This window comes from Micromonospora sp. D75 (genome assembly GCF_018070405.1).
Taxonomy (GTDB): domain Bacteria; phylum Actinomycetota; class Actinomycetes; order Mycobacteriales; family Micromonosporaceae; genus Micromonospora; species Micromonospora chalcea.
In genome coordinates, this window is record NZ_JAGPXV010000212.1 from 1 (window position 1) to 8,763 (window position 8,763).

10 protein-coding genes and 1 tRNA gene are annotated in these 8,763 nt (G+C 68.8%); 5 read left to right on the forward strand and 6 right to left on the reverse strand.

All coding sequences use genetic code 11. The features are described 5' to 3' along the window. Window positions 1–50 precede the first annotated feature (50 nt). Entirely contained in the window at window positions 51–1,328 is a 1,278-nt protein-coding gene (locus KBX39_RS14915) for an Ig-like domain-containing protein (protein ID WP_064446946.1), read from the reverse strand. A 187-nt stretch (window positions 1,329–1,515) separates the two neighbouring features. Between KBX39_RS14915 and KBX39_RS14920 the strand changes: the two genes are divergently transcribed. Then, window positions 1,516–1,591: transfer RNA gene (locus KBX39_RS14920), tRNA-Lys, on the forward strand. 134 nt (window positions 1,592–1,725) lie between these two features. On the opposite strand, the gene KBX39_RS33800 is transcribed toward KBX39_RS14920, so the two are convergent. From KBX39_RS33800 to KBX39_RS14930, 3 genes are all read right to left on the reverse strand, one after another. Beyond that, complete coding sequence (locus tag KBX39_RS33800) at window positions 1,726–1,992, reverse strand: transposase (protein ID WP_312247334.1); 267 nt, start codon at window positions 1,990–1,992, stop codon at window positions 1,726–1,728. A gap of 31 nt (window positions 1,993–2,023) precedes the next feature. Beyond that, a complete protein-coding gene (locus KBX39_RS33805; protein ID WP_282102409.1) occupies window positions 2,024–2,419 on the reverse strand; it encodes a transposase in 396 nt (131 codons plus the stop codon). A gap of 422 nt (window positions 2,420–2,841) precedes the next feature. Continuing rightward, on the reverse strand, window positions 2,842–4,272 hold the full coding sequence (locus KBX39_RS14930; protein WP_210871111.1) for a hypothetical protein: 1,431 nt from the start codon (window positions 4,270–4,272) through the stop codon (window positions 2,842–2,844). Window positions 4,273–4,557: 285 nt separating this feature from the next. Here KBX39_RS14930 and KBX39_RS14935 point away from each other — a divergent pair, with 285 nt between their 5' ends. The 4 genes from KBX39_RS14935 to KBX39_RS14950 all read left to right on the forward strand — a co-directional run bounded on the left by KBX39_RS14935 (window position 4,558) and on the right by KBX39_RS14950 (window position 7,777). Beyond that, window positions 4,558–5,415 carry a hypothetical protein gene (locus tag KBX39_RS14935; RefSeq protein ID WP_210871112.1) on the forward strand — a complete coding sequence of 286 codons (858 nt, stop codon included), beginning with the start codon at window positions 4,558–4,560 and terminating at the stop codon, window positions 5,413–5,415. A 586-nt stretch (window positions 5,416–6,001) separates the two neighbouring features. Continuing rightward, window positions 6,002–6,256 carry a hypothetical protein gene (locus KBX39_RS14940; protein ID WP_043326130.1) on the forward strand — a complete coding sequence of 85 codons (255 nt, stop codon included), beginning with the start codon at window positions 6,002–6,004 and terminating at the stop codon, window positions 6,254–6,256. 109 nt (window positions 6,257–6,365) lie between these two features. Beyond that, on the forward strand, window positions 6,366–6,896 hold the full coding sequence (locus tag KBX39_RS14945) for a kinase (protein WP_210871114.1): 531 nt from the start codon (window positions 6,366–6,368) through the stop codon (window positions 6,894–6,896). A 47-nt stretch (window positions 6,897–6,943) separates the two neighbouring features. Further along, complete coding sequence (locus KBX39_RS14950; protein WP_210871116.1) at window positions 6,944–7,777, forward strand: MerR family transcriptional regulator; 834 nt, start codon at window positions 6,944–6,946, stop codon at window positions 7,775–7,777. Between the two features lie 65 nt (window positions 7,778–7,842). Here KBX39_RS14950 and KBX39_RS34225 read toward each other — a convergent pair whose 3' ends face one another. Both KBX39_RS34225 and KBX39_RS34230 read right to left on the reverse strand, forming a co-directional pair. Further along, window positions 7,843–7,992 carry a hypothetical protein gene (locus KBX39_RS34225; RefSeq protein WP_210871118.1) on the reverse strand — a complete coding sequence of 50 codons (150 nt, stop codon included), beginning with the start codon at window positions 7,990–7,992 and terminating at the stop codon, window positions 7,843–7,845. Continuing rightward, window positions 7,992–8,576 (reverse strand): methyltransferase domain-containing protein, encoded by a 585-nt coding sequence (locus tag KBX39_RS34230; RefSeq protein ID WP_210871119.1) that lies wholly within the window; start codon window positions 8,574–8,576, stop codon window positions 7,992–7,994. The genes KBX39_RS34225 and KBX39_RS34230 overlap by 1 nt, the downstream gene beginning before the upstream one ends. Window positions 8,577–8,763 lie beyond the last annotated feature (187 nt).

An 8,763-nucleotide genomic window follows, 5' to 3' on the forward strand; every position in this document is an offset into this window, starting at 1 on the left:
GGACGACCGGCGCTACGTGGGAGGTGGCGTGTCCGACCACGGTACGACGGTCAGAACGGGGCGGGCTGCCCGCCCTCCGGCACCGGCAGCGCGCTGCCGGCGACGAACTCCGACCAGCTCAAGCTCCAGGCGGTCCAGCCGTTGCCCGGGGCGAGGCGCCGCTCGGTGCCCTTCACCGTGATCGGATCACCGACGAGCGTCTTGCCGAACAGCCACCGCCCGTCGGCCATCGACACGTTGACGCAGCCGTGCGAGACGTTCCGGCGCCCCTGCACGCCCTCGGACCAGGGCGCGGCGTGGATGTACTCGCCGCCCCAGGTGATCCGCTGGGCGAAGTCGATCTCGGTGACGTAGCGGTTGGCCGGGTCCGGCTCGCTGCGGGTGTCGAAGACGGTGGACTCCTTCTTCTCCATCACCACCATCGTGCCGCTGGAGGAGGGGGTGCTCTTCTTGCCCAGGCTCACCGGCAGCGTACGGATCACCGTGCCGTTCTCGGAGACCGTCATCCGCTTCGTCGCGTTGTCGACGGTCATCTCGAACGCGCGGCCGATCTTCGCGGTGGCGCTCCGGTCGATGTTGCCGTAGCGGCCGTTGCTCAGCGGGATCCCGGCCAGCGCCAGCCGTACGGTGATCGTGGTGCCGGTCTTCCAGTACTCCGGGGCGCGGTAGTACGCCTGGGTGCCGTTGTCGACCCAGTGCCAGGCGCCGGGCTGCGGCGGGTCCGTCTGCACGAACATCCGCTTCTGCACCGCGGCCCGGTCCTTCTTCGGGATGCCCGGGGAGAACTCGGCGACCACCGGCATGGCCACGCCGTACGTCTTGTCGCTGAACAGGTAGAGCCCGGAGCCGATCATCGACTTCGGCTTGGCCATCGTGGTGAACGTGCTGGTGCCCTCGTACGTCTGGCCGTCCTTGCCGGCGCCGGTGACGGTGGCGGTGTACTTCGTGCCGTACTTCAGCGCGGCCGACGGCACCCAGCTGGACCCGTCCCGTCGCATCCGTCCGGCGACGGCGGTGCCGTCGGCGGTGGCGAGCACCACCTTCGACACGGTGCCGCCGCCCGGGATGCGGGCGCTGATCTCGGTGCTGACCGGCCGGCTCGCCGCGCCGTCGGCCGGGCTGACAGTCAGCGCCGCCGCGGGGGCGCCGCCGGTCGGGGCGGCGCTCGGGTCGGCGGGCGCCGAGGCCGAGACGCCGCCGACCTGCTGCTGGCCGGGCTCGAAGGCCGGCTTCTTCCCCTCGTCGCCGCCGCCGCACCCGGTCAGTGCCAGCGACGCCGTGAGGACCAGGGCGCCCACCGTCGCCCCGGCCCGCGAGAACCTGCCCATGCCCACCCCTGTCCTCACATGCCTGGCGGACATCGTGCCGTATCGACGCCATCTGACCCGCCCCCGCGCTCAAGTCTTTGACCGTTTTGGTCGCTTTCGCCGGTTAAGCTCGTCCGAAGGGGGGACCCCGGTATCGGATTGGAACCCGGCTCCGCGGGCGTGCTAATCTTCTTCCCGTTGTCAGCGAGCGCCGCTAGCTCAACTGGCAGAGCAGCGGACTCTTAATCCGCGGGTTCGGGGTTCGAGTCCCTGGCGGCGCACCAACGAGCAAGGCCCTGAGCAGGCGTTCCACGCCGGTCGGGGCCTTTTTCGCGTACGGCAGGGCGAGTGGTTGCTCGCTGGGTGCTCGGGAGCCGATGGACCGGGGCGGTGTCGGTGGGACGGGGGAGTGTGTCGATTACCGCGTTTGGGCCTGTGGTGTGATCGAGATCGCTAGATGGTGATCCGGTCTCCGTAGGCGAGGATCAGGGCGTTGAGGGCCTTGGCTTAACCGTAGACCCGGCCGGTTCGCGACCCGCCCCTGGCGGATCTTCATCACCAGAGCATCAATGAACACCAGCGGATAGATGCGGTTCAAGGGGCGTTGCCGCCAGGCTTCCATCTCCTCCACGACGCTGTCGGTGACCCGGCTGACCGACTCCCGGGACACCTCGGCGTCATACACATCGGCCAGATGAGCGGAAATCTCCCGGTCATCAGCCCTTTGGCATACAGCGACAGATCGCCTCGGTGAACCCGCCCAACCGGCGGGCGTGCTTCGGCACGATCCGCAGCGTGAACGAACCCGCCCGATCCCGCGGTACCTGGATCCGCACCGGCCCGACCTCGGTCTGCATCGTCTTCGCACCGTGCCCGTTACGAATGTTGACCCGTCGGCCGGTCGCCTCGTCGTCACCGGCCTCGTCGAGATGAGCACCCAGCTCCGCACCGAGCGCTGACTCGAGGACCGTGCGGGTGATCCCCACGAGGAGACCACCCGGCCCGACCAACGAGACTCCGCCGGCCTGGGCCTGCTCGACCAACTGCTGCGCGAACTCCACCTCCGCCGCCGACAGCTGCGGAAGCTGAACACTGTTCTTCTCGTCTGCCATGGACTGGTCCTTCCCGGACAGGACCAACGTTCTGTCCAACGGACCACACCCAGGTCAAACACGAAAAACTACGCAGTCCCCAGTTGGGCCACCGAGGCCGAAAACCAGTGCGCCGCATTTCGGCGGATGCCGCCACTCCGCGCTTGGCTATCACAGATCCGCCGACGAGGAAGGGAGCTCACACCGACTTCGTTGCATCCGATCGCGGCATAGCCCGGTGTGCGCATTCCAGGGGGGACCTCCGTCAACCTTCCGCGAGGCGTTCTGGCAGTCATGATCCGTCCTGTTGCGCAGTTCGTTCCGTACCTGCCGACAGGCACGGATGATCTGCGGTAGCTTCGACAACAACTCGCTCACTTGCGTCAGCAGGAGCGTGAGGCAACCAAAGGCCGCAAGGATGATCAGGCTTAGGTTGTCCCAGCTCACGGGGCGCACCAGCCGAGCAGCGCCTGGCGAGAAATCCAGTCGAGAGCGGCTGCCCCCAGCTGATCTGGTGCTTCGAGCAATGAGGTCTCCACTGCCGCGAGGTCCGCTAGCGCCTCGGGCGCGCCGGAACGATCCAGCAGGGCGAGACGTTCCATCGCAGAGGCGACGACGCTGGGCCAGCGTGGCATTCCGAAATGAGCGGGAGCCTTGAGCGCGGCCGAAGCCGCTCGGTGTAGCAAAGCGGCGCGCCAACCCCGCTCCCGCATCACCTTCGTGGTGAACCAGACCTGGTCGTTGACGTGCTGGACGAACCCTGGCACACCGTCAGACATCGACCGCAGCGCGAAGCGGGAGCCCCCGGCCCACGGAAGGTCTTTGTCCGAGGCGACGGCCACGAACGCGAGCAGTGCCTCGGGCCCGTCGTTTCGCGCGGCCATCAGCGCCGCGCGGGCACGTCGGTACAGATCGACGCTCTGGGCGAAGGTTTCCCCATCGTTTGGCCCGTTGTCGTCCGCGTGGATCGCGTTAAGCGGACCGTCGCGCCAGGCGTCAGCTACCAGGCCGACCGCCGCCGCGCTCACTAGGGCATCGGTGTCCTCCGCAGCGATCCCGAGATGCGCCAGAACGGCCGCAGCCTGCTCTTCGAAATCCGGAAGCGGCGAATGCTCCTGCTCAGCCCGAGTCTTCCTACAGAGGGCTGCAAGCCGAGGTAACACGGGATCGTGTTCTGGCTGCTCAATGGTGACGCCGTGCTCCGCCAGATCATCGAAGATGGCGTCCGGCCCGCAGTCGATGTGCGTGGAGTCGTGGCGTCCCGAGCAGTCTTCCGGGCATTCGAACTCCTCGCACATCTTGGGCTCCTCAGGGTGCCCCTCGTTAATCAGGTGATAGGCCAGCCGCTCCGCCACCGCCTCCCGCGCCGTGATCATGGCCAGGTCGAGGTGGAAGGCCTCGTTCTCCATCTCTGGATCCTTACGATCCACAGCGGCCGGTGGTTCCGGAGCCTCGGGAACCCAGGTGTACGCGGACTCCAGCGAGACCAGTAGCCAGGCGATACGTATCGCCGCGGTATCCCCGCTCCGGGCCAACTTGGCCACGGCCTCACCGGCCTGCCGCACGCTGGTAAGGCGGGCAACATGGCGCTCGCGTACTGGCATCCAGTACGCGGATTCCGCCCGGGCGCGCTCGGCGCCTTGGGCGAGCGCGGCGTCGCGGGCCTGTCGCGCCTGGGCGACTGACCGGGTCAGACAGGGCCGGCACGCGAACAGCCCGGACGTCGGTGTCGGCCCGAGCGGTACGGAAGCAAGGTCCTCACCGAACGGCTTGTCGCACAGACAGCAGTCCAAGCCGCCCGCCTGCCGAGACGTAGGCACGTTGCGCAGTACGGCGGCGCGGATCGAGTCACGGGCGTAGGAAGGGATGTGCATGCGCGGCAACTCCTCGGACGACGGCGCTCCGTCGGCGCCTTCTCCATGCTCACCTCACCAATCGGCCGCGAGTCACGTCTTGGCGAGCGGACCGGCAAACTTGACGAATATTGACTCGGCCCTAGCTCACGCCTGCTACTTCGCTGGCGGAACTTGACACCCTGAACAGGGAGGGATCCCTTGGCCACTTCCAGTGCCCCCACTCAGCCCGCAGGTCGACAGCGAGAGTTAGCAGAAGCGCTGCAGGAGCTGCGCCGCTCGGCGGGCCGGTTGAGCTTCCGGAAGGTGAGCGAGCTCATCGGTCGCCGAGAAGACCGTTTGTCAGCCGCGAGCCACGAGACCGTGCGCTCCGCGATCACCGGGATACGGGTGCCTCGCTGGGAGACTGTCCACGACATCGTCGTGGCCTTGGCCGGACTGTGCAGTCCGCCCCGGAACGAGAAGTCCGAGACAGCCAGGTTCCTAACGCTGTGGCGCGCGATCGGCGAAGGGGAATCCGGCGCGCTGAAGTCGTTCCAGGAGCTTGTCAACGGCGGCTGGGGTGGCGAGGACGGAAAATGGACGCCAGAACTGGTCATGGGCGTGTTGATCAATCCTTTCAGCGCCATCGAAATCCACCCCTCGCTCGCAGCCCCGCACGAACCACTGATATCCGAGGATCAATGGGTTCACGGGATGGCACAGCTTATCGAGGAGCAAGGGGTTGAACACGCGATGCGGGTCCTGCTGCTCACGCTGAAGGGTGACTACGTCGGGGCGGACGAGGGTGTGCCGTACGGCTACGGTAATCCCGACCGGGAGGCCCTGGAGGCATACGCGGCCTACCAGTACGGCTGTCAGGAGATTCTGAGGCGCCTTGGTCGCGAGCCGAACCTCCTCGCGGAGTCGATCCGTGCCATGCGTGCCGACGAGTCGATGGACCGGGAAGACCGGGCGGAGATGCTGGAGAACGAGTCGGATCTGAGCTTGATGCGCGAGGTAATGATCGTGACTCCGGACACCTGGGACGAGGTGTCGGAGGAGGCACATCAGATGGTCTTCGGATACTTGATCAAACAGATCAGCCCGGTAGGCACGCACGGACTTCCCGACGACGAACGGTTTCGGATCATCTGGCGCATTCCCGAGTCGCCTGCGGCGTAACCCTGCTCGCCTGTCCGAGTCCTCACGGCGAAGGCAGCCCGGCGAGGGCGTATAGAAGTAACGGTTGATCGACCGCTCATGGCTGACACTCCCACGGCCCTGGATGGCCGCACATCCGGGTGCTCAGCGGGTGCTCGGTCGCCGCGGACAGGATCGGCGCCGCGTGGATTGCTAGGTATGTGCGTCCGGTGAGGTCAGTCGAAGCCTGCGATGCGTGGACTGGTGGGACGCACCGGCACGCGAGGCATCGATTCGACGCTGGCTCTTAATCCGCGGGTTCGGGGTTCGAGTCCCTGGCGGCGCACCAACGAGCAAGGCCCTGAGCAGGCTTTCCACGCCGCTCGGGGCCTTTTTCGCGTACGTCGCCGACCGGCGGGTCGGGCGCGCGCCAGGGCGACGCCCGTGGGTGGAACACCATGGGTGTCAAACGGGCCTGGAGGCACCCATGACGTTCCACCGAACGCGGCCAGCCTGGTGGCGGGGTGGAACCGGCCCGTGGGGGCGCCTTGTGCCGCCGACCTAAGCTGATCATGGTCGTGCGACCACGATGGACGGTCGAGCGACGATGATGAGAATGGGAGAAGACGTGAAAGCCTTCCGACGGCCGCGGATCCGCAGCCTCGTCGCCGCCACCTCGGTCGCGGGCGCCCTGGTGCTCGGTCTGGGCGTGCCCGCGTACGCGGACTACTCGAGCCCGACCTACCCGACCCTGAAGGCCTGCAACGAAGCCCGGCCCAAGTACCAGTCGTCGTGGACGAAGCCGCAGGCGTGCCGCCCCATGTACAACTGGGACGGCACGAAGGTGATCGGGTACGCGTTCCTGGTGATCACCCGGGCCTAGTAGCCCGGAGCGCCCGGGCCGGGTCGCCCGTCGGACTGCCAGGGGCAGCGCCGGCGGGCGACCGCCGCCGTCGGCATCCGACCGCGGCAGCCGAAGCCAGGGAGGCGCCGTGCCCGCTGAGACCACCGGGAGCCCGGACACGGTCCTCGTCTGCATCAGGGGCAACTCCGGCTCGGGCAAGAGCAGCATCGCCCGTGAGCTACGACACCGGCACGGCCGGGGATGCGCCCTCGTCGAACAGGACTACCTGCGCCGCGTCGTCCTGCGCGAACGGGACACGCCCGGCGGCGTCGCGCCCGCCCTGATCGAGCAGACCGTCCGGTTCGCGCTCGACCACGGCTACCACGTGGTCCTGGAGGGCATCCTGTACACCGGCCGCTACCGCGACATGCTGACCTCGCTGCGGGACGGCCACCGGGGGCGGTCGCTGTTCTGCTACCTCGACGTGTCGCTGGCCGAGACGCTGCGCCGGCATCTGACCCGCCCGCAGGCCGGTGAGTTCACCGCCGAGCAGATGAGCGGCTGGTACGCCGCGCACGACATCCTGGGCTGGCCCGGCGAACTCGTCCTCCCGGAGAGCACCGGCTTGGAGCAGGCGGTCGAGACGATCGCGGCCGCCGCCGGGCTGCCCCAGCGTTAGGCGGCGGCGCTTGCCCTTGCGGTTACTGAAGGGGGCAGGCTGGGATCATGTTGTCGATCAGCGAGTTCAGCCAGATGTGTCACCTGTCGCCGCAGGCGCTGCGCTTCTACCACGCCGAAGGGCTGCTCGTGCCCGCCGAGGTCGACGACCGGACCGGCCACCGCTCGTACGCCTTCGAGCAGGTGGAACGCGCAATGCTGATCACGCTGCTGCGGGACACCGGGATGAGCGTGAAGCTCGTCCGGCGTGCCCTCGACGAACCGGACCAGGCGCTCACCCTGCTCGACCGGCACAGCGACGAGGTCCGCCGGGAACGTCAGGCTCAGGCGGACGCGATCGCTGCCGCCCGCGCCGTCTTCGAGGCGCAGCCCGCACCGCGGTTGCGGCACGTGCCGGCGACGACTGTGGTGGCGCGGCTCGTGCCGGGCACACCGCTGGGCCGGGACGCGCAGGAGTGGGACCGGGCCGAGGAGATCATCACGGAGGCCGCGGCCGAACTGGTCGCCACGGTACGGAAGGCAGGCGTCACCTGCCTTGGTGAGCCGTGGCGGACGATGGCGCTGGAGACACCGGAGCAGGACCGGCGCGTACTCGACGGCACCGGGCCGTTCTGGACGGTCAAGGTCGCGGTGGCGGGCGCCCCGGAAACGCTGCCGTCACTGCCCGCCGACCTGATGGTGCAGACGCCCGAGGCCCACGACGAGCTGTCCATCTTCATGCCGGGCCGCAACACCATGGCCAAGTACTGCACTGTCGTCCTGCGCCTGCTCGACGCCGCCCCGGTCGACGGCGACCGGTTCGTCAACCTGGCGCGTCTGCGTCAGGAGGTCCGCCCCGAAGGCGTGCTCAGCAGCGCGCCGGTCGAGCGACGACCGGCGTGACCGAATGAGCTGCGGACTCGGCGAGCCGCTTGAGGTTCAGCAACTATCGGCGGGTCATCACCAGGTCACCGAGCATCGGCGCGGCCCAGCACGAGCGTGGTCCGCAGGTCGAGCACGACGGTGCCGCCGAAGTCGTCCACCAGCCGGTCCAGGGCGGCGATCCCGCGTTGCTGCTGCTCGGGGGTCCGGGACAGGTACGGCCCGAACGTGCGCATCAGCGCCAGGTACCGCTCCTTGTCCAGCGGCAGTTCCCGCCGGAACACCTCGCGGCGTACGTCGTCGAACTGTCCGCTGTCGAGGATGTCCTGGTGGAACCAGTCGACGGGCCGCTTCCGGACCGTGGGGTCGACGGATCGCAGTGCGGCCCGGACGGCGGCCTGCTGGCCGGCGTCGGCGTAGTCGTAGCGGTGCCCGAAGACGGCGAGCGTGCCGCCGGGTGCCAGGGCGCGCCGGGCCAGGGCGTTGCGGTGGCGGCGTCCAGCCAGTGCCAGGCCATCGCGCAGGCGAGCACGTCCACCCCGCCGGCCGGCGGCGACCACCGCTCGAACGTCGTTGCCTCGATGCGCGCGTCCGGGAACCGTTCGGCCAGCCGGGCCGCCATCAGCGCGTCGGGCTCCACACAGGTCAGGGGCGCCCCGAGGCGGGCCAGCACCTCGGTGCCCTTGCCGGTGCCCGCGCCGACCTCGACCACTGAGGCCGGGGTACCGCCGTGGTAGGCGAGGATCGACTCGGCGATCTCCGGCGGATAACCGGGCCGCGCGCGCTCGTACAGGTCGGCGACCGTACCGAAGAGCTTCATCACCAGCAGGATACGGCTCCGACCGGTCCCCGACAGACCGCGCGGAAACCGGCCCACCCGCTTCTACAGTCCGCACCATGAGGTGGACCCTGCGGCTGGCTGCGGCGCTCGGCGTACTCGTGACCGCTTTGGCGACCGGGGCGGCGAGCGCCGCCGCGGCGCCCGCCGACGGCGGCCTCGGCCTGGC

Bases quoted from the DNA above. Each gene is read 5' to 3' on its own strand.
- KBX39_RS14915 (WP_064446946.1), bottom strand. From the start codon at position 1,328: ATGGGCAGGTTCTCGCGGGCCGGGGCGACGGTGGGCGCCCTGGTCCTC.
- KBX39_RS33805 (WP_282102409.1), bottom strand. From the start codon at position 2,419: ATGGCAGACGAGAAGAACAGTGTTCAGCTTCCGCAGCTGTCGGCGGCG.
- KBX39_RS14930 (WP_210871111.1), bottom strand. From the start codon at position 4,272: ATGCACATCCCTTCCTACGCCCGTGACTCGATCCGCGCCGCCGTACTG.
- KBX39_RS14950 (WP_210871116.1), top strand. From the start codon at position 6,944: ATGTTGTCGATCAGCGAGTTCAGCCAGATGTGTCACCTGTCGCCGCAG.
- KBX39_RS34225 (WP_210871118.1), bottom strand. From the start codon at position 7,992: ATGCGCACGTTCGGGCCGTACCTGTCCCGGACCCCCGAGCAGCAGCAA.
- KBX39_RS34230 (WP_210871119.1), bottom strand. From the start codon at position 8,576: ATGAAGCTCTTCGGTACGGTCGCCGACCTGTACGAGCGCGCGCGGCCC.